We start from the raw sequence: 19,717 nt of genomic DNA, 5'->3' as shown, positions 1-19,717 counted from the left end.
TAAAAGACAAAGGGAGAGAATAAAAATGACAAAGACAAAATTTGAAAAAGTACTCCTCATCGTAAATCCGAAAGCTGGTCAAGGTGACTTACATACAAATTTAACAAAAATCGTACCACCTCTTGCCGCAGCTTTTCCTGATCTACATATCCTTCATACGAAAAAACAAGGTGATGCAACAAAATATTGCCAAGAGTTTGCTAGTAAAGTAGATTTAATTATCGTCTTTGGTGGTGATGGAACAGTATTTGAATGCACAAATGGCTTAGCACCTCTCGAAACTAGACCTACACTTGCAATTATTCCAGGTGGAACTTGCAATGACTTCTCTCGCACACTTGGTGTTCCGCAAAACATTGCAGAAGCGGCAAAACTTATTACAAAAGAACATATAAAACCAGTTGACGTTGCAAAAGCAAATGGACAACATTTCTTAAACTTCTGGGGGATTGGTCTCGTATCTGAAGTATCAAACAATATCGATGCAGAAGAAAAAGCAAAGCTTGGTAAAATCGGTTACTATTTAAGTACAATTCGAACTGTAAAAAATGCTGAAACATTCCCGGTAAAAATTACTTATGACGGACAAGTATATGAAGACGAAGCTGTCCTTGTCATGGTTGGAAATGGTGAATATCTTGGTGGTATTCCATCCTTTATTCCGAACGTAAAATGTGATGACGGAACACTTGATATTTTCGTAGTCAAATCAACAGGGATTCAAGCATTTAAAGATTACATCGGAAAGAAATTATTTGAAGACTCAAATGAAAATGACATCTTCCACGTAAAAGCGAAATCCATTCATATCGAAACAGAGGAAAAAAAAGAAGTAGATACAGATGGAGAAAGTTCGCTTCATACACCTTGTCACATTGAATTATTACCAGGACACTTTACGATGATTTATAATCCTGCGGTTGTGTAAAGAAAAAAACGAGTGCTAGCACTCGTTTTTTCTCTTCTAATCTAGTTATGTCGTTGAATAATTTCCTCTATTTCTTTAACTCTGTCTAAAGTAATTCCATTTCTTTGTTCAATTGCTAAAGGATGGTCGGTTGGCTCTAATTCAACATACGGTGCCATTCCAACTTCTCTTATATGTACATTTGTTTTTAAATTTAATGTTTCTGGATAAACTGGTATTTCTACAGATAACCACCCAAAATAAGGATCACTATTTTCTCGGCCTCTCTCATCCCACTTTTCTAATACTTCATCATAACTTTCTTTACTAAGCGATACCCACACAGTCCATATGAAATTTTCGTGGTAATCAATGATAGGAATCTCTAAACAACCTCTAATAAAGTAATGTTCATCGTCCATTACGCGAAGTTCTGATGTTAAATGGAAGCGTCCCTCTCTTTCATGGGGCGCTACCTCGTAATAATAATATGGTGCTTCACTTCCGTAGCATAGAGGTAGTGCAAAACGATGCATTTGTACTTTTTCTCCGGATTTTCTTCTTCTTTTCATTTATTATTCTTTCTCCTATCCTTTTCAGTCACAATCAAACGCTACCCAATTTCTCCAATGCGTATTAAAATCCTTCTTCACAATAATACGTGGATCTTTCTTCTCTATTGCAGCGGCTACTGATTGGAAGAATTCATTTTCACTTACTTTTTCGTCTTCAATATGTTTCCATTCTTCCGTTTCATACGCTACTTCCCAATCGCCTTCTAAACCGAACTCTTCTAAAATCTCTTCTTTACTCCACCATAATAATGTTCTAACTTCTTCATTAGTAGCAAGCATACGCATGAAGTATGTTGGATAATGCTCTGCCGTTTGTACTTCTATTCCATTATCCACATACTCTTCTTCTGTAAATTCATATTCAAAATGATGCTCACGTACTTTTAAACTGCCGTTATAAATATTCGGTATAAATTCACCTTCATCATCAAACAACTCATAATCGCCATCATTTAATTGTAAAATGCAATCATCACCCATTGAATGAGTAATTCTATCGCCATATACTTGAATATCATTACATACACCTAATGAACCTACACCAACAAGTTGAAACACCATTAACCAATCCTTAGTATCTTTAAAGAAAAGAGAGAATTTCACTTGCGAAATATCCATATATTCATTATCAAATGCAGGAAATTCATAGTTACTTTGCTTTTTATCTAATAGTTTTAAAATATCTTTTTGCATATGTATCATCTTCACCTCGATATAAACAAAAATATTTTTTTAATTTCACTAGAGTATAACATAACCATACTTACCTGTGACATTCTAATAACACTACTAAAAAATAGAGGAATGGCTTGTTTGCATACTCTAGTTCTTTTTATGTACAATGAAGGAAAGAAGCACCTTCATATAAGGGAGAGGACAAACTTTGTTCAACCAACAGTTAGTTAATTTACGCATTGATTTTGCATTTAAACAATTGTTTGGTACGAATGGTAGCGAAGATATTCTAATTGCATTTTTAAATGCTATGTTACAAGAGTCTTTAGAGTCGCCCATTGCTTCTCTACAACTAGAAGATCCACATTTACACAGGGAATATGAAGAGGATAAGTTATCTATTTTAGACATTTCAGCGACATTAGACACAGGAACAAAAGTCAATGTAGAAATACAACTCAATAATAATCACGATATGGTTAAACGCAGTTTATATTATTGGGGAAGACTATACACATCTCAACTACAAAAAGGGATGCCCTACAGTGCACTTCACAAAACCATCACCATAAACTTACTAAACTTCGTAATGTTTTCGGAACACCCAGCCTTCCATACAACGAGCATATTATGGAATACACAACAAAAAAAACTCCTAAGTGACGACATAGAAATCCACATTATAGAAATTCCAAAGTTAACTGAACAATGGCATGAAGAAAAAGTAAATCCGTGGAAAGATCCATTTGTTCGTTGGCTTTTATTGCTTTCAGCAAATGAGGATGAGCACTTAACTAAACTATTGGAGGATATTGCTATGAACCAAGATCCTATTTTACAAAAAGCGATCAATAAATGGGAACGTATGAGTCAAGATTCTTCTTTCCGGCAAGCCTATGACGCAAGGGAGAAAGTTTTAATGGATGAAGCAGCAAAATTCGCCCATGCAGAGACAGAAGGAATAAAAAGAGGAATGGAACAAGGAATTAAAAAAGGGCTTGAAAAAGGCATTGAACAGGGCATTGAACAAGGCATTGAACAAGGCATTGAACAAGGCATTGAACAAGGCATTGAACAAGGCATTGAACAAGGTCGAAAAGAAGGAGTCCAACAGGGGAAATTTCAAATGATTAAGAATATGTATGATCTTGGTATACCACTTGAAACGATTGCTAAGGCAAGTAAATTAAGTTTGCATGAGATTGAGCATATTTTAGGACATAAATAGTCATAAAAAAAGAGCTTGAATAGTTTCAAGCTCTTTTTTATCAACTCTCCTCAATATCATCCAATTGAGTCTTATAACATTTATCACACTCTGGACTCGTAGGAAGAATCCCTCTTTCATCAGGTAATAAAACCCTCAAAACTTCTCGATCCATCTCTGCGAAAGACTTCATAATAATGGGATATCCTTCAATAATATTCGTATACTCAATCCCTTGTTCAAACTTTTTTCCGCTCTTTATTTCTTCTATTATGGAACAAAAAACATCATGCGCGACTTCAGAATCCATATTTAATGTTATTTGTAAATCTTGATGATTAAAGTTATCTCTTAGACCATGCGTATGATAATTAGCATGGATGCCATCAATATCTTCTGCTAATATGCTATGCATGTACCATCCATACTCTTGTAGCATATTTTCTTCCCATTCATCTGCATCCTCTTCTAAATCTTCATCAAACAAATTCGGATCATACCACACGTCCTCTTCATCTCCAGCAATTAAAAATCTCCAACCAGGTGGTAACCCTAAATACTTCTTTATTTCAGGTGCCCATTCATCAATATGTTGAACGTGTAAAGGAAGAAAGAAATCTTCTTCTGTCCCCATTTCTTCACCAGCCCAAATGTACCAACCTGTCGTTCCGTTTTCTATAGGCATTCGTAACCCATTAATCGGAGCGATACCATCTTTCACATTTTGCGCTATTCCTAATTTCAAGTCATTCGGAGATTCTACATACTCCGCTTTATATTTATCACATATACTCCTCTGTTCTTTTATGTATTTTTCCATCCTTTTAGCACACTCCCCAATTTTTGAAAGATAGATTTCTTTGCCGAAGCACTCTCTAACTTCCATACCCCACACGGATTATAAAATGGATCCTCTTGTTCATAACGATTATCTATATAATGAGATAAAAGATACACTGGAGCATCTTCTGTGAAACTAATTGTATCTCCATCTTTCAAATTAGGTTTTTCCAATATATTATGTAGGTTAAAATCATTTAATAAATCTACAGCTACTTCCGGATCTATCCCTCCGTCTAAAACAACGTCTGGTAGATTAAATGCTTGCATTCCACATGAATAGTAACCGTCCTCTTCATCTCCAACTAAAGTTACAAGGTGCGAATACATCGGGAATATTTCCTTATTCTCTGCAAGCTCTTGCCATTCTTCTTTCGAATAAGCCACACCTGCTGTTTCAACTTTTAAAGCAAGTCCACCTGCATTTAAAAGTTCCATTCCTACATCAATTACTTCTTGTAATCTCTCTGTATCGTCAACTTTTGCAATAACATACACTGTATAAGTATGCTTCTCCAACTCCTGAAGCAATTCTTCATCAAAACGCTCACCACCTGCATAGAAGAAAGCCTCTCTCAAAGAAGGGTCTTGTTCATATATATCAATTTCAAAACCAATCTCTTTCTCCTTATGGTGCATAACATTTCCCGCTAATATATAGTTACTTTTACTCACAACTTCTTGTATTAATTCTGTTCTATCTTTCCATAAACCAGGTACTCCAATAACGATTTGTGTCTCCATCATATGCACTCCACTTCTCATCTATTTTCAATCTATTCTTTCAATCTTCCAAACTAAATTAGCTGGGATATCTTTCTCTAAAAAGGTTAACATCCATACAGTTTTTCCTTTATCGTTCATCAGCAGTACTTTATGGTTTAACTTCCAAGCCACTTCACTAACATGATGAAACATCTTATACATATCTTCTTTGATAAGCTTTTCCTTTTTGATTAACCGCCTCGTTCTATACTCTCTTATTTCTAAGTACACGTCAGCATAAGCCACTTCATGCTGACATGTTATACTGCATACGTATTTTTTATTCGGACTACTCTTTTTTATATATACGAACTCGTTTCTATAATTCAATTCTAGTATTTTATTCTTCACTTTTTCTAACTCTTCTATATCCCAATCATATTTCACAGCTAAACGCTTCATTTCCGCATGAACGATTTGAAGGGCTAATTCTTTTTTCTCTCTATCTGATAAGTATGGAAAATCCCTCACACTCCCATATTCCACAAAAGCATTCATATATTCAGGGAAAATTCGATATTTCTTCTCCCACTCATCGATTAATGAAATATCATCCACACAATGAATCAAAATCCCTTTCTCATACTCCATTCTTAACTTTGGCATATGTCGACAATATAAAGAAGTAATACAGCTCGTCTCTTTACCAAAAGAGATATCTTCATCGTAGTTGCTTGTAGATGTTAACTGTAATGCCTCTATGTTTCTGGTATGCTCTTTTACTTTTAGAAAACTCAATTGTATATCTCTTATAACCGGCATTTGCTCTCTCCTCTTCGCAATACAACTATGAAATATCTTTGTTAATACGCCTTAATCAATTTCAAGCCAGCCCATTCCCATAGAAAGAAATAACAGTCCGATTACCAAAAAGAGACCCCCAGTTAAAAAATAGAATGGCGCTCCGTGCAATGGATCACTAAATAACTCTATCAAATTTCCAGCTACTACTTTCCATTTCTCTCTCTTTGAATTTTTTTCTTTTAATTCTTTTACAAATCGATAAATACTGAAACTGATTAAAGTGATACCAATTAATAGACATCCTGCTATGATAAGAATTTCCAAATGTAACACTCCATTTAAATACCATCTTCATTTACACCTCATTTTAACTAAAAAAAGCGAAAGAGAACATAATTTTCACTATGCTCTCTTTCGCTTTTTCAAAAACTGTATACCTTATTTTCATTTACTAACAATCCTGAAATAAGAACGAACTGTTAAGTAATAATAACCAATATAAATAACACTATACACACCGATGCTAATTAGTAACGGAACTGCAATTTCATACGGAATCACTGTCGCTAATCCTTTTAGCGCAAATAAAGTGTGTAATATACCAACTACTAAAGGAATGAAGAAGATAAATCTCATTTGTTTTGCGATTGCTTTTTTCATTTCTTTTTTCGTGACACCTAGTTTTCGAAGAACGATGTAACGCTCACGATCTGCATGTGCTTCTGTCCTCTTTAAGTAACAGCATTGAGTATAGAGATATTTTCTTAAAAAGAAATGCACTAATCATAAAAAAGCCTGCAGTTGTTACACTGCAGACTTTCAAATGTTTAATAAATTGGTTAAGCTAAATATGCTTGTTGTAATGCCTCTAAACCATCTTTATAAATTCCATGGAATAGATTAATTGCCTCTTCATCAGTAACCTCTACAGGAGTGAAGCTACCAGACCATTCAACTAATGATGTGTTAGCATCTTTACCTTCTTTAACACGGATTGTAGATAAATAATTAGTTACAGGGAATGGTGCTTGCATAATTGAATATGTGTAGTAGCGCTCTTTCTCATTAAATGCTTCTAAACGTTCTACAATCGCATCGCCATCAGGATTAGCTAAATGACGTACACGTCCGCCTTCAGTTACTTTACTGCTAGGAATATACGGTAACCAATCTGGAAGTGCATCAAAACCTCCAATTAATTTCCATACTTGTTCAGGTGAAGCTGGAATTTCAATAGATGTAATAGTGTTTGCCATGTTAATTACTCTCCTTTTTATTTAACGTTGATTGGTAGTGGTGCATTAGCTGCAACCAATTTTTGTTCGCGCATTTCTTCCCAGAATGCTGCCGGAATCACTGTTTTCAATGCAGCTTGGTCTTCTGCAATTCGTTCCGGTTTACTTGCACCAGGAATAACAGCAGCAACTGCTGGATTAGCCAATGCAAATTGTAAAGCAGCAGCTTTAATACTGATTCCATGACGATCTGCAAGGTTTTTCATTTTATTAACTTTTGCAATGATTTCTGGTGACGCTTTTTGGTATTCGAAGTGAGCTCCTCCAGCAAGAACACCTGAGCTATATGGTCCACCAACAACAATGTCCATATTATTTTTTACAGCTGCAGGCATTACACGTTCTAATGCACGCTCATGGTCTAATAATGAATAGCGACCAGCTAGTAAAGATACATTTGGTTTTGCTTCTTCTAAGTCCAGCATAAGTTCAATTGATTCTACTTTATTCACTCCAAGTCCCCAGCCTTTAATTACACCTTCATCACGTAATTGCGTAAGTGCACGGAATGCTCCTGTTCGAGCAATTTCAAATTGTGAAATCCACTCATCTCCATAAAAATCTTGTGCTACGTCATGAATATAAACAAAATCTAGACGATCTGTTTTTAAACGTTTTAAACTGTCTTCAATAGAACGAAGAGTTGCGTCCGCACTGTAGTCATTGATAATTTTATTTTTACGACCAAATTCGAACAGTCCGCCTTTTTCACCTAAATCACGTGTAGATGGATCTTCCAATTCATCTGAAATAATTCGACCTACTTTTGTACTTAAGAAGTACTCATCACGATTTCTTTTCGATAGTGCTTCACCAAGACGAATCTCTGCTAAACCAGATCCATAAAGTGGAGCTGTATCAAAGTAACGAACACCATTATCCCAAGCGGCATCCACTGTTGCGATTGCTTCTTCTTCCGGAATATTACGGTACATATTACCTAGTGGTGCCGTACCAAAACCAAGTGTACCTTTTAATAAATCTTTCATTTAAAATCTCCTCCTAAAATTTATATAAAAATGATTAATGGATGTAAATAATGTGAAAAGGGATGACCGATCAAAACACGATAGTTATGAAAAATAACGTATATGCTTTTTAGTTCTACACTACTCATTTCCCTCTCACGTATGTAATTATGTCTTATCTACAACACAATAAAAAGTACGCACTTTAAAGTGTTATAGATACTAATAAGTAACAATTTTATGTTTCAACGTCTGTAGCTCCAAAATAAAATTATTAAAAATGATTTTATTTAAAAAAACCCACTATTCTTGCGGAGGTAACTATAGAAATTATCAGTGGAACATAGAAAGTTGTTATTATTCTTCATAAAAAAAGGCAACAACGAAATGAAATATGTTCGTTGTTGCCTTTTTACCTTCTCTAAAATATTAAATTACATTTTGAACAAAAAGGCGCAGCATTCCCTTTTCTAATTCTCGCATCACATTTTGGGCAATATACATATCTCTCTTCTATCTTTTCTCGTTCTATCATATGTAAGGATACTATTCTCATACTGCACATAATCCCAATCAATATAAGACTAACAATGAGTAGCATAACTCTCACTCCCCCTTCTACATGTTACCATAAAATAACAAAACCGATTCCCCTATTGAGAATCGGTTCTATACTTATAATCCTAACTTCACCTTCGCGCCATCAGGAATTATTTCTTCTTCTATTTGCACTTTATCGTGCACAGACTTTCCTCTCGTAATTACATGCCAGTAGGAACCTTTTTGCAGTGTATCCACTCCATCAATTGTTATCTCTTTTTTATTTCCATCCTTATCATATGTGTTCACTGTGTATGCACGGCCTTTATTTTCACCTAAATCTTCTCCATCGTTATCAATTACCGCATAACGATATTCTAATTTAAGAAACGGATTCATGGAATCCACTGCAGCATTCCCCTTTAATAAATATGCCGCTCCTGCGACGATAACCAGTAATGATCCAAAAATAAATCTTTTCATCTATATTCCGCCTTTCATTATGTTTTTCTATAAGACCTTTCTAAGTATAGAGAGCATTTCTTAATAAAAACTCGTACGGTTTCTTAACTTTTTCTTAATGTAACAGGGCTTTGCATCCGCACTTCAATAAATGAATCCATATTAATAATAAAAGGAGGCTTTCGCCTCCTTTATTTACTCATCACTGTATTTCTTTTTTGTCTGTATAAATAAAACACACTCACAATCAATGCAATACTTCCGCCAAAATACATACCATACTCTATCGCAACTGCTACAATTCTTTCAATATGTTGTCCAAATAAAGAACCTAGTACGAAATAAACGAGTGTCCAAACAAATCCTGTCGTATAAGAATACAAAGCATACGTCTTAAATGACATATTATTCATTCCAACTAAATACGGCACGATATGTCTTACAACTGGTATGAAATAACTTGTAACTAACGCGTACTGTCCGTATTTATCAACCATTTCTTGTGATTTTATCAAATACTTCGCTTTTTTCTTTTTCATCAATTTATGGAGTACCTTCGTGCCAAATACCTTCCCTAATATATATCCTAAAGAAAGCCCTGATACAACACCTAAATATGTTAATACGAATGAAGGAACAACACTTAATATACCTACTGAAGATACGAAACCACCACTCATAACAATCATTTCATCTGGAATTGGCATACCGATAATGCCTAACCATAGGCAGAAAAATAATGCCCAATAACCGTATTGCTCGATATAGGATAATAATTCATGTAATTCCATTATGCATACGCTCTCCTTAGTTCTTTTTTGCAACTAAAGACGTAGGCTGGCGGGAAATTGAGCCATACTTTTTCTAGTGTAATTTTAGGGAAGAAATGCTGTATAAATCCTTTTTTCACAAGTGAATATTGAAATGTAATGAACTCACCATTCTCATGTATCGCTTCCATCGCATTGTTTAAAATGCGCTTTGAAACTTTTTCTGGTAAAGAAGTAAAAGGCAACCCTGATAAAATGTAATCAATGCATTCTATATTGAGCTCCTCCATATACTTCTTTATATTTTCAGCTGAACCGTGTACAACAATGACATTCTGCTCATCTTTAAACTTTCTTTTTAATTCTTTGAAAAATACTTCATTAATTTCAATAAGAAGAAATATTGTTTCCTTCTTTTTTCTCTTCATAATTTCTCTCGTGAAAACCCCTGTGCCAGGCCCTAACTCTACAATACATTTCGCTTTATTAAAATCAATTACATCGACCATTTTCTTTGCTAATATTTTTGAACTTGGCGCGATTGCACCAGTATGTTTTGGATGCTTTATAAATTCATGTAAAAATGTAATGAGCTGCATGTAAACCTCTCCTCATTCGTTCGATAGTTTTTAACTTGTGTCTAAGTATAACTATCGTTTCTTAATAAAAATTGAGGAAGTTTCTTAAGATTTTATGAAGAATAAAAAAAACAGCTATCGCGTGTAGCGATAGCTGCCCCTTATTACTTCGCACTCACGATCTTATAATAAGAACGAACCGTTAAGAAGTAATATCCAATATAGATGACACCGTATACTCCAATACTAATGAGAAGCGGAATCATAATTTCAAATGGTAATATATTTGATAAACCTTTTAGTGCAAATAAGCTGTGTAAAATACCGATTACTAACGGAATAGCGAAGATAAAGCTTACTTGTTTTGCGATAGCTTTCTTCATTTCTTGCTTCGTTACACCAACTTTATGAAGGACAATGTAACGATCACGGTCAGCACTTGCTTCTGTTAATTGTTTAAAGTAAATGATTGAGCCTGTCGCTAATAGGAATACTAATCCTAAGAATAACCCAATAAACATCATTAAGCCTGTCGTTTCAAGCCCCATTTGGAATCCTGTATAGAAATCGTTAAATGGTTTTAAAACTTCTGATTCTCCAGCTGGCATAATGCTTGCTAATTTTGCTGTTAACTCTTTACTATTTCGCTCACCTTTTACATCAATATTTTTTACAGTACGCGTTTCGTTTACTTGTTTCATTTGCTCATATGTTTTATCAGGAACGATTACAAATAGTTCATTTAAATTTGTAAGGCTTCTATTATTTACACCTTTAATTTTTAATTCTTTTGACTCATTTCCAACAGGGAATACAGCTGTATTTCCTGTATAAAGAGGACCAAAATCAAGTTTCTCAATATATAAGCTATCATATACGAAAGCTTCATTCGCACTTAAATTTACAGGTTCTACATCTAAATGTTTCACATGTTTATTAAAGCTTGATTGAGAAATAAGCTGGTACTGATTCGTAACATTATAGTGTGTGTTCAGAACTTGATCAGCTCTTTCACCTTTAAATGTTCCTTTCACAGGAATCATTTCAACTTCTGATTCATATGTGACTGGGTGATTATTCTTCTCTCCAGCAAGTATCTCATTTACTTTTTTATCTAATGCTGCATCTTTTTTCTCATAGGAATAACTATACGGCGCAGCAACTTTTGATTGCGTAAATGTGTTGTAATACATCGTAACTGACGTACCAACCGCTGTTAATGTAACTGCACTTAAAATAGCGATTGTCGCCAATGATTTCGCATTTCCTTTAATACGATATAGTAACTGCGATGTCGTTACCATATTCATACCATTATAAAATGCTGACTTATTATTTCTTGCACGTTTCAATACAAATACTGTGAAGAACATGAACAGTAAATAAGTCCCTGCTACTGTCGCTAATAAAATATATAATGCAACGACCATAAAGTCTGCATACATAACTGCTTTCATGTACATTAGCGCTAAAAAATAACCTGAACCGATTAAGAAAACTGAAATTAATGCCATGATGACAGATCCTTTTGGCATTGCTTCTCCTTCACGTTCTGCACGGAAAAGTTCAATTAACTTAAAGCGATAAATTAAACGATATCCTTGAAGTGATGTATATAAAATAATCACAAAGAAAATAATTGCTGTATCAATAATGGCAGCCATCGGTACTTCAAAATGAACGTTTAAATTTAATCCCATCATATTTACTAATAACTCAAGGAATAATTTCGAAAGGACACTACCGATCGCAATCCCGATTACTAATGACATTAATCCCATTAACATATTTTCATAAAAGAGCATTTTACCAATTTGTCTTTTACGAATACCTAATAACGAATATAAGCCAACTTCTTTTTTACGTTTACGTGTAAAGAATCCGTTCGAGTATATAATGAACACTGCTACGAAAATGATAAGCATCACACTGGAAACTTGGAACGCTCCGCTAATCTTTTTAGAAGCTTCTGCCGCTTTTTCCATTTGTGAATTATATTGCAGTGCTTTAAATGTAAAATAAATAACGATACTAAAAATCATAGATGCGAAATATACAAAGTAGTCTTTAAAGTTCCGCTGTATGTTGCGGAGGGCAATGCTAGATAAGGTCATCAGCCATACCTCCAGAAATAGAAGACATTACGTCAACGACTTTTTGGAAGAACTGTTTACGCGTTGATTCACCACGGTGCAATTCTTTATATAGTTCACCATCTTTAATGAAAATAACTCGTTTACAATAACTTGCTGCAAATGCATCATGCGTTACCATTAAAATTGTTGAGTTATCATATTCATTTAATGACTTCATACTTTCAAGTAAATCTGTTGCAGATTTAGAATCAAGCGCTCCAGTTGGCTCGTCCCCGAAAATCATACTTGGATTCGTAACGATTGCACGCGATGCTGCGCAGCGCTGCTTCTGTCCACCAGATACTTGATATGGGAACTGACTTAAAATATGATCAATGCCAAATTTCTTTGAGATTTCAAGAACGCGGCGATCAATCTCACTCGCTTTCACCTTTGATAACGCAAGTGGTAAAGCGATATTCTCTTTCACTGTTAACGTATCTAATAAGTTATAATCTTGGAAAATGAAACCTAAATGATCGCGGCGGAATAACGCTAACTTATCGTCATTCATTTTCACGATATCTTTGCCATCAATTAAAATTTCACCGTTCGTCGCATTATCAATTGTAGAAAGAACATTTAGTAAAGTCGTCTTACCAGAACCAGAAGGTCCCATAATTCCAACGAACTCACCTTCTTTTACTTGTAAGTTAATACCTTTTAACGCTGCAAATTTGTTACCACCCGTGTCATATACTTTTTCAATATTTTTTGCTTCTAACACTGTTTTCATCTCGACATCCCTCATTTCTTCTATTCTCTATTTTCAACTATATACACTCTCTACTCTTGCCACTATCGATGTTTCTTACACAAACATGACAGTTATGTAAGGCACATAAGTAAAGAAATCAAAAAGTTAACGTAATGAATTAAAGTACTTTGTTACTATAACATTGGGATATCATACCATCCATTCATTCTCCTTACAGGAACATTACAATTTTGTAAGGTGAAAAATGTACCCTACAAAGTTGTGCACGAAATGTCGGATGGAGCTATTTCATTCCTGCTATTCTATGTACAGAGGAGGTCATAATATGGATTCACTTAAAAATATGAATGCTGCAATGCAGTATATCGAAGACAACCTTACACATGAAATTGATTTTAAGGAAGTCGCAAAAATAGCTTACTGCTCCGAATATCATTTCAAGAGAATGTTTTCTTTTTTAGCTGGCATATCACTATCAGAATATATTCGCTGTAGACGTCTTACTCTCGCTGCCTTTGAACTAAAAAACAACAATGTAAAAGTCATTGATATCGCTATAAAATATGGCTACAACTCACCAGATTCATTCGCTCGTGCATTTCAAAACTTGCACGGTATAACACCTTCAGAGGCCCGAAATAGTAGCCATTCTTTGAAGGCTTATTCACCAATGACCTTCCAATTATCTATTCAAGGAGGAAATGAAATGAACTATCGAATTGAAGAAAAAGAGCCATTTCGAATTATAGGTATTACAAAACGAGTCCCAATCGTTTTTAACGGTGTAAATGAAGAAATTGCTTCTATGTGGAAAAGTTTAAACCCAGAGTCTATTCAAACATTAAAGTCCCTTTCAAACATTGAACCTACTGGAATTATTAGTGCTTCTACTAATTTTTCTGAAGGAAGAATGGCGGAAAAGGGAGAACTTGATCACTATATTGGAGTAGCCACAACAAAGGATTGTCCAGAGCAATTCGCGCAGCTTGAAGTTGCAGCTTCAACATGGGCTATATTCGAAGCTGTCGGTCCATTTCCTGATGCATTACAAAATGTATGGGGGCGTATTTATTCTGAATGGTTTCCTTCTTCGAACTATGAACTAGCGGAAGGACCGGAAATATTGTGGAATGAACAGAAAGACATATCTTCTCCAAACTTTAAAAGTGAAATTTGGATACCGGTTTTGAAGAAGTGATAAAAAAACAAAGCTGCTCTTCCCTAAAAGGAAAAGCAGCTTTATTTACATTTTCAACTCTTCTTTATAAATACTATATGACTTTATTGTTGATACGATAATGCATATTAATATGATTCCAATCCCCATAAAAATATTAAATGGATCTGGAAGCAAAGCCCCAGCATATATACAAAGTGAACCTATTACAAATACCCTCGAAGCAAATCGGTGTGTTTTTCTCCAAACTACAGGATTTTCTAATGTCCAGTCCATTCGAATGCCTACTAACCCGTTCGGCTTCGTTTGTTGCATGTAATTACCTAGTACAAGAAACAATGTTCCAAGTCCAAAATTAAATGCAATTGAGCCCGATGCAATATAATTAGACGCTGCTAATAGTGCAAATATGTTACATCCAAACCCGATAAAGAGAATGGCATAATTAATCGCTGAAAGAACTTTGGATTGCTGTGTAGACTTATCTTTTATGAATCCAAAAACTATCCACATCATATAGAGCACTACCATACTACCTATCGAGAATGAACTTGCTTCTACTTTAGAAAAATATCCATTTACTACTCCTGCCGCATTATAATGACTTGGAATTTGTTCTGGTAAATATGGCCATACAATATACCATCCAATTGCAATGCCAATAATTAAACTCCATGGTAATATGTGTCTTTTCATCCTCTCTCCCCCATAATTTTTTATTAGGCCCCTATTTCTTTTTTATAAGCAATATAAGAATATACCATCGTACCAACAACCAGTACGACTACAACACTTAACAAACTAATCATTTTCCACATTCCCGGAAGGAACGAGGAAAATATGATTACAATACCGCCAATCATCATAATCTTTGATCCTATCCTATGCGTTTTTCTCCACACTTCTTCACTACTTAAAGTCCATGGTGTTTTAATACCTATAAAGAAATTTGGTTTACATTGCTGCATATAATTGCCGAGCACTACAAAAAGGATACCGACCATTATGTTCACAACAATTCCAATTGGAATGTTATATCCTAAAGCATTTGCTAGTGTCATCATATTAATAGTAAATAAGAAAAATAAAATTGCTCCATTAATCCTTCCAAGTGCTTTAGGAAATTTTTTATAGTTCTCGTACCTTGGATCTATCTTAGGCAATACAGTTACTAATACATATATAAAAATCATAATTGCTACATCAAAAATCAACATTCCCATTTTTGACATATGCCCATTTACTTCACCATCAATGTTCCAATGACTCGGAACCTCTCCCGGTAAATAAGGCCATGCAGCGCACCATGCAATAATCGTTAAAGCAATTAATAGTAACGGAAATATATGCTTTTTCATTTCCCCTCTTCCCCCTTATTCGTAAATGTAAACACCCAAGTCAACAAATCTTGAAAGACCGTTGTGTTTAAAGAGTACACAACGAATTGCCCTTTCTTTTCATCTTGAATAAGTTCAGCATTTTTAAGTGCGCTTAAGTGGTGTGAAATACTTGGTTTTGTCATATTGAAATGTTCAGCAATTTCACCAGCGGTTAGATTGCCTTCTTTTAATAAGTCTAAAATTTTTCGCCTTGTTGGATCTGCTAATGCTTTGAATGCTTGATTCAATGTCTTTCTTCCTTTCGATAATTAGACATTTAGATATTTATCTAAATGTTAAAATGATTTCAGTTAATTGTCAATTATGTATACAGCCCTTTTTATTTTTTCCACTTCTGACCTACGTCAATTACTATATGGAGTAAAATCTAAAGATTACGGAGAGTAAAAAAAGAAAACAGCTCTTCTAATATAAAGGAAGAGCTGTTTTTATTTAAACTTTATTATTTTATTAACAAACGAAGAAATCCAAAAGATAATCAAACTTATAATAAAGGACATACCTACTATCGTTCCGAATTCATTTAACCAATAACTAATCATGCTTCACACACCTAGTATGGATTCTATTACATATAAGTAAGAAATCATTCGTTCTTTGTAGAGTCCTTTTGGACAGTTTTATTCGCCATATCCACTGGAATTTTCATTGTCCAAGTTCCTTCCGTCCCTCCAATTCTGTTAATATTAATATTTACAGATAAGAAGTCTGGAAATCTTTCACCTTCTAACGGTTCAAAAACCATTACTCCTTCTGGTTTATCATGAGCAGCTAACACTGTGTCAAAACTTTCCCCCGCTTGATTCGTTACATAAAATATATCTGTATCTGATGCATCCGGATTACCAATACGATCTTTTTGAAAATTATCGATACGAGTGTTACTAAGAAAATGTAAGTATTGGACAGCATTAAATTTCTTATTTTTATAATGTGGGCTCTCCACTTGTTTCCCGTCTTCTTTACCATCTTTTGTAATATCAAGCCCAGTTGTATTAAATTTATAAGGAACAAGCGATCCATCTTGCTGTTCAAATCGATAATAAACAAGTATTTTAGCATCTTGAATTAATATTTCTTTTACATGAAGAGTAATACCATTATCTACTACTTTTTCGTTTAACTGTATGGACTTCCCATTCGCAGCATCCTTTTTCACTTCTTCACCAATCATTTCATTTAACTTTACCTCTGGCTTTGCAAAATAGGAATTGTTTAATGCCATTGTACTCGTCGGTATAATGACAGCCGCTATTAAACCTGCTATTAATAATTTCTTTTTCGTCTTCTTTTTATTATCTTTTTTATACATTTGACTAAAGGATTGATAAGCACGCTCTTTAACCTCTTTTGGGACCTCTTGTTTCATTGCTTTTTTACATTCATTTGAAAACGACATTTGAATTAGATTCCTCCTCATCTATTTCTATACTAGATTGATTCCGAATTTTTTCTAACGCTCTGTGAATTCTAGATCTTACTGTACCTATAGGCATTTGTAATAGTTCTGCAATTTCTTCATACTTGTAATCATGATAAAAGCGATAAACGATTACTACTCTAAACTTAAATGGTAGTTCTTGTATCACCCTTATTAACTGCTCTTCTGTTTCTTTTCTTAATAATACTTTTTCTGGAACCTCTACAACTGTCTCATCATTTAATTGTTGTTTTTCAAATAAGCGCATCCTCTTCCATATGTGTTTTCTCCACTGACTAATCTGCTTGTAAACAATTCCATTCAACCAAAATAGAAACGGTCTAGATTGATCATATGTTGAAATAGATTTCCAAAGTTGAAAGTAGATTTCATTTACGATTTCATTTGTATCATGTCGATTTTTAACTATAGCAAAGACGGTTTCATAGATTCGCTGACTTGTTAAGTTAAATATAAATTCAAAAGCCTCCTCATCACCTTTTAATAAGCGTTCTATCCAGGTATGTATCTCTTCATTACTTGCCAAGTAGTGCCCCCTCCTTAACGATGTTCTCACTATATATTGGACGGTAAGCAAAATAAAGTTCCAAATTTCATAAAAAAATATAATACTTTTTACTTTTCACACTTTTGACCTATACTGTTTACTAGCTTATCTTTCAACATAATGAAAAGACTTGAAACACATGATACACTATAGCTACAATTGTTTTTTTAGGAGGAATATACATATGTATAAAATTTTAATCGTTGAAGACGATCCAAATATTTCATCATTACTGCAATCTCACATTCAGAAGTACGGTTATGAGGCTGTGGTAGCGGAGAATTTCGATGATATTATGGAATCGTTTAACGCTGTGAAACCACATCTTGTTTTACTTGATGTAAACTTACCGAAATTCGATGGTTTCTACTGGTGCCGTCAAATTCGTCATGAATCTACTTGTCCAATTATTTTCATTTCAGCGCGTGCTGGTGAGATGGAACAAATTATGGCAATTGAAAGCGGTGCGGATGATTACATTACAAAACCATTCCACTACGACGTTGTAATGGCGAAAATTAAAGGACAATTACGTCGTATTTACGGTGATTATGCACCAAATATTTCTGAACGTATCGTTGAAGTAGAAGGTTTAAAACTATTCCCAGAACGTCCTGAAATTCACTTCGGATCTGAACAAGTTCTTTTAACGAAGAAAGAGGCTATTTTAGCTGAAATGTTATTATCTAAATTCCCTCGTACAGCAAGCCGTGAAGATTTATTAGCTGCGCTTTGGGATGACGAAAGCTTCGTTGAAGAAAATACATTAAACGTAAACATTACGCGTCTTCGTAAAAAGTTTAATGAGCTTGGTATTGAGAACTCTATTGAAACAGTACGTGGACTTGGATATCGTTTTAACGCAACTTGGAGTGAATAAGCATGAAGCTATTTTTACGTGATCATTTTGCATTTTTCCTACTGTACATATTAAACTTCGGTATCATTTTCGTTCTTTATGATGCAGTAGATGGATTTCAAAATAATAAATTTTACTTCGTCGTTTTAAGTTTATATTTATTCATTTGTTTCCTCGCTTACCGTTACGTTCGCAATCGTAGAATGTACCATAGATTAAGTGAGCAACCTGAAAAAATGGAAGATGCGTTTATTGAAAGAGCGACTGCTCCGATGCCTCACGGTGTCAATGAACTCGTGCGTACGCAGTACCGCCTCTTCCAAAAAGAACTACAATCGTATGAAGTAAAACAACAAGAACATCAATTATTCATTAACCATTGGGTACATCAAATGAAGACACCTGTTTCTGTTATGCAGCTTATGGTGCTAGAAATGGAAGACGAGCATTTAATTCCAAAGTTTAAAAAAGAATTAGAGCGTCTAAACCAAGGGCTTGATATGGCTTTATACATGGCTAGGTTAAATAACTTCCATGAAGATTTCCATGTCGAGACGATTTCATTAAAAGATACGGTAACAAAAAATATTAATGGATTAAAAGAACTATTCATTCGTAATGGTGTCTTCCCTGTTTTAGAAGTCCATTCTGATTTAAAAGTTACTTCTGATGCGAAATGGCTAAAATTTATCATCTATCAGTTAATGACAAATGCTGTTCGTTACTCTGGTGAGCGCGGAAAGAAAGTTTTCTTATCTGCTTACCGAAACGGAAAAGATATTATTTTAGAAGTTCGTGATGAAGGTGTTGGTATTCCGCAAGAAGATATTCGAAGAGTATTTGAACCGTTTTACACTGGGAAAAACGGTCGCGCATTTGGAGAATCTACTGGTATGGGACTTTATATTGTAAGTAAGATTTGTGATTATTTAGGTCACTCGGTCAAATTAGATTCGGAAGTTGGTAAAGGAACGACGATTAAAATCATCTTCCACAACGCTGCAAATAATCAGGCAGAACATACGGAGAAGGTGACCGAAGCATGATCGTAACATATGCAAGCAAAATGTATGAGAACTCACTCTCATACATTTTTTGCAATACAACTACTTCT

At 34.5% G+C, this 19,717-nt stretch carries 24 protein-coding genes and 1 pseudogene; 5 read left to right on the top strand and 20 right to left on the bottom strand.

Annotation, left to right across the window (positions count from 1 at the left end; all coding sequences use genetic code 11):
- The first annotated feature begins 25 nt into the window (after window positions 1-25).
- On the top strand, window positions 26-928 hold the full coding sequence (locus RT27_RS02345; protein ID WP_043935213.1) for a YegS/Rv2252/BmrU family lipid kinase: 903 nt from the start codon (window positions 26-28) through the stop codon (window positions 926-928).
- A gap of 41 nt (window positions 929-969) precedes the next feature.
- Here the strand turns inward: RT27_RS02345 and RT27_RS02340 are convergent, their stop codons facing one another.
- Both RT27_RS02340 and RT27_RS02335 read right to left on the bottom strand, forming a co-directional pair.
- Window positions 970-1,479 carry a DUF2199 domain-containing protein gene (locus RT27_RS02340; protein WP_043935212.1) on the bottom strand — a complete coding sequence of 170 codons (510 nt, stop codon included), beginning with the start codon at window positions 1,477-1,479 and terminating at the stop codon, window positions 970-972.
- A gap of 24 nt (window positions 1,480-1,503) precedes the next feature.
- Complete coding sequence (locus RT27_RS02335) at window positions 1,504-2,175, bottom strand: hypothetical protein (RefSeq protein WP_043935211.1); 672 nt, start codon at window positions 2,173-2,175, stop codon at window positions 1,504-1,506.
- Window positions 2,176-2,365: 190 nt separating this feature from the next.
- Here RT27_RS02335 and RT27_RS02330 point away from each other — a divergent pair, with 190 nt between their 5' ends.
- The gene (locus RT27_RS02330; protein ID WP_043935210.1) at window positions 2,366-3,385 is read left to right on the top strand and encodes an Rpn family recombination-promoting nuclease/putative transposase; all 1,020 of its coding nucleotides are present in this window, start codon (window positions 2,366-2,368) and stop codon (window positions 3,383-3,385) included.
- Between the two features lie 40 nt (window positions 3,386-3,425).
- Here RT27_RS02330 and RT27_RS02325 read toward each other — a convergent pair whose 3' ends face one another.
- From RT27_RS02325 to RT27_RS02265, 13 genes and pseudogenes are all read right to left on the bottom strand, one after another.
- A complete protein-coding gene (locus RT27_RS02325) occupies window positions 3,426-4,184 on the bottom strand; it encodes a DUF4262 domain-containing protein (RefSeq protein ID WP_043935209.1) in 759 nt (252 codons plus the stop codon).
- The gene (locus RT27_RS02320; RefSeq protein WP_043935208.1) at window positions 4,169-4,948 is read right to left on the bottom strand and encodes a DUF4261 domain-containing protein; all 780 of its coding nucleotides are present in this window, start codon (window positions 4,946-4,948) and stop codon (window positions 4,169-4,171) included. Before RT27_RS02320 ends, RT27_RS02325 begins: the two co-directional genes overlap by 16 nt.
- A gap of 27 nt (window positions 4,949-4,975) precedes the next feature.
- A complete protein-coding gene (locus tag RT27_RS02315; RefSeq protein WP_043935207.1) occupies window positions 4,976-5,731 on the bottom strand; it encodes a hypothetical protein in 756 nt (251 codons plus the stop codon).
- Window positions 5,732-5,782: 51 nt separating this feature from the next.
- Window positions 5,783-6,037, bottom strand: a complete 255-nt coding sequence (locus tag RT27_RS02310) for a hypothetical protein (protein WP_000404317.1) — start codon at window positions 6,035-6,037, stop codon at window positions 5,783-5,785.
- 120 nt (window positions 6,038-6,157) lie between these two features.
- Window positions 6,158-6,445, bottom strand: a pseudogene (locus tag RT27_RS32695) (FtsX-like permease family protein); the annotation flags it as partial.
- Between the two features lie 107 nt (window positions 6,446-6,552).
- Window positions 6,553-6,969 (bottom strand): SRPBCC family protein, encoded by a 417-nt coding sequence (locus tag RT27_RS02300; protein ID WP_016079934.1) that lies wholly within the window; start codon window positions 6,967-6,969, stop codon window positions 6,553-6,555.
- Between the two features lie 17 nt (window positions 6,970-6,986).
- Window positions 6,987-7,997, bottom strand: a complete 1,011-nt coding sequence (locus tag RT27_RS02295; RefSeq protein ID WP_016079933.1) for an aldo/keto reductase — start codon at window positions 7,995-7,997, stop codon at window positions 6,987-6,989.
- Window positions 7,998-8,397: 400 nt separating this feature from the next.
- Window positions 8,398-8,577 (bottom strand): hypothetical protein, encoded by a 180-nt coding sequence (locus RT27_RS02290; protein ID WP_043935205.1) that lies wholly within the window; start codon window positions 8,575-8,577, stop codon window positions 8,398-8,400.
- A gap of 74 nt (window positions 8,578-8,651) precedes the next feature.
- On the bottom strand, window positions 8,652-8,999 hold the full coding sequence (locus RT27_RS02285; RefSeq protein WP_016079931.1) for a YxeA family protein: 348 nt from the start codon (window positions 8,997-8,999) through the stop codon (window positions 8,652-8,654).
- A gap of 170 nt (window positions 9,000-9,169) precedes the next feature.
- Window positions 9,170-9,769, bottom strand: a complete 600-nt coding sequence (locus RT27_RS02280) for a DedA family protein (protein WP_016079930.1) — start codon at window positions 9,767-9,769, stop codon at window positions 9,170-9,172.
- A complete protein-coding gene (locus tag RT27_RS02275) occupies window positions 9,769-10,347 on the bottom strand; it encodes an rRNA adenine N-6-methyltransferase family protein (RefSeq protein WP_043935204.1) in 579 nt (192 codons plus the stop codon). Before RT27_RS02275 ends, RT27_RS02280 begins: the two co-directional genes overlap by 1 nt.
- 143 nt (window positions 10,348-10,490) lie before the next feature.
- A complete protein-coding gene (locus tag RT27_RS02270) occupies window positions 10,491-12,440 on the bottom strand; it encodes an ABC transporter permease (RefSeq protein ID WP_043935203.1) in 1,950 nt (649 codons plus the stop codon).
- A complete protein-coding gene (locus RT27_RS02265) occupies window positions 12,427-13,197 on the bottom strand; it encodes an ABC transporter ATP-binding protein (protein ID WP_000859656.1) in 771 nt (256 codons plus the stop codon). Before RT27_RS02265 ends, RT27_RS02270 begins: the two co-directional genes overlap by 14 nt.
- A 307-nt stretch (window positions 13,198-13,504) precedes the next feature.
- Here RT27_RS02265 and RT27_RS02260 point away from each other — a divergent pair, with 307 nt between their 5' ends.
- Window positions 13,505-14,377, top strand: coding sequence for an AraC family transcriptional regulator (locus RT27_RS02260; protein ID WP_043935202.1), 873 nt, complete (start codon window positions 13,505-13,507; stop codon window positions 14,375-14,377).
- 45 nt (window positions 14,378-14,422) lie between these two features.
- On the opposite strand, the gene RT27_RS02255 is transcribed toward RT27_RS02260, so the two are convergent.
- The 5 genes from RT27_RS02255 to RT27_RS02235 form a co-directional block, all read right to left on the bottom strand.
- A complete protein-coding gene (locus RT27_RS02255) occupies window positions 14,423-15,052 on the bottom strand; it encodes an SdpI family protein (RefSeq protein WP_043935201.1) in 630 nt (209 codons plus the stop codon).
- Window positions 15,053-15,075: 23 nt separating this feature from the next.
- Window positions 15,076-15,714 carry an SdpI family protein gene (locus RT27_RS02250; RefSeq protein WP_043935200.1) on the bottom strand — a complete coding sequence of 213 codons (639 nt, stop codon included), beginning with the start codon at window positions 15,712-15,714 and terminating at the stop codon, window positions 15,076-15,078.
- A complete protein-coding gene (locus RT27_RS02245; RefSeq protein ID WP_043935198.1) occupies window positions 15,711-15,983 on the bottom strand; it encodes an autorepressor SdpR family transcription factor in 273 nt (90 codons plus the stop codon). The genes RT27_RS02250 and RT27_RS02245 overlap by 4 nt, the downstream gene beginning before the upstream one ends.
- A 359-nt stretch (window positions 15,984-16,342) precedes the next feature.
- Window positions 16,343-17,155, bottom strand: coding sequence for a DUF4179 domain-containing protein (locus RT27_RS02240; protein ID WP_043935197.1), 813 nt, complete (start codon window positions 17,153-17,155; stop codon window positions 16,343-16,345).
- Window positions 17,139-17,723, bottom strand: a complete 585-nt coding sequence (locus tag RT27_RS02235) for a sigma-70 family RNA polymerase sigma factor (RefSeq protein WP_043935196.1) — start codon at window positions 17,721-17,723, stop codon at window positions 17,139-17,141. The genes RT27_RS02240 and RT27_RS02235 overlap by 17 nt, the downstream gene beginning before the upstream one ends.
- A 205-nt stretch (window positions 17,724-17,928) precedes the next feature.
- On the opposite strand from RT27_RS02235, the gene RT27_RS02230 reads away from it, so the two are divergent.
- Window positions 17,929-18,624 carry a response regulator transcription factor gene (locus RT27_RS02230; protein ID WP_000276738.1) on the top strand — a complete coding sequence of 232 codons (696 nt, stop codon included), beginning with the start codon at window positions 17,929-17,931 and terminating at the stop codon, window positions 18,622-18,624.
- Between the two features lie 2 nt (window positions 18,625-18,626).
- Window positions 18,627-19,649, top strand: coding sequence for a sensor histidine kinase (locus tag RT27_RS02225; RefSeq protein WP_043935194.1), 1,023 nt, complete (start codon window positions 18,627-18,629; stop codon window positions 19,647-19,649).
- Window positions 19,650-19,717: the final 68 nt, after the last annotated feature.

Origin of the sequence: Bacillus sp. L_1B0_5, assembly GCF_000836715.1 — a bacterium.
GTDB lineage: Bacteria > Bacillota > Bacilli > Bacillales > Bacillaceae_G > Bacillus_A > Bacillus_A thuringiensis_S.
Note: the sequence above shows the minus strand (reverse complement) of the source record. Positions and strands in the feature narration are given on the sequence as shown.